The 523-nt window shown below is 53.3% G+C and carries 1 protein-coding gene; it reads right to left on the bottom strand.

Translation table 11 applies throughout. The features are described from left to right. Positions 1 to 104 precede the first annotated feature (104 nt). Positions 105 to 383 carry a hypothetical protein gene (locus tag ACOCD2_RS26025; protein WP_419583450.1) on the bottom strand — a complete coding sequence of 93 codons (279 nt, stop codon included), beginning with the start codon at positions 381 to 383 and terminating at the stop codon, positions 105 to 107. Positions 384 to 523 lie beyond the last annotated feature (140 nt).

Here is a 523-nt window from a genome sequence, read left to right as displayed (position 1 = left end):
CATCATGCAGCGTGCGGTCAAACGCGGTCTGTCACGCAGAGAGGAACTGAGCATGACCCAGATCGGTGTGGATGAAACGGCCTTCAAGAAACGCCATGACTACGTCACCATCGTATCTGACGCTGCCAGCCATGGAGAGCGAAGCGAAGGCTGGTAGACCCCAGTAGCCGCGAGGCCGCACTGTTTTCCCGGCGTGCCTTGCGCCAGAGGGAAAACAAAGTAGGCCTCCGAACGCGGCGTCCAGTCATTGGGAGACAAGTACGGAGCAGCAACGAGCTTGCGAAGTTGTTGCGTAGTGCTTGGTGACCAGGACGGCTGGGGCACCAATAGGTTGTCAAAGGCCGAGTCGATTTTGGGGACTGGGATGTCCCAAAATCTATCACGAGGCCGAAGACACGCTTGAAAAACCCCGACATTGTGCCGGGGTTTTTGTTGATGGTTTGTTGATCAGTCGTCGCCAAATATGCCAAGAATCTGCAACAGGCTGATAAAGATATTGAAAATAGCTAAATACAAACCATAA

The organism is Thiolapillus sp., assembly GCF_048562965.1.
GTDB classification, from domain to species: Bacteria; Pseudomonadota; Gammaproteobacteria; order Chromatiales; family Chromatiaceae; genus Thiolapillus; species Thiolapillus brandeum_A.
Note: the sequence above shows the minus strand (reverse complement) of the source record. Positions and strands in the feature narration are given on the sequence as shown.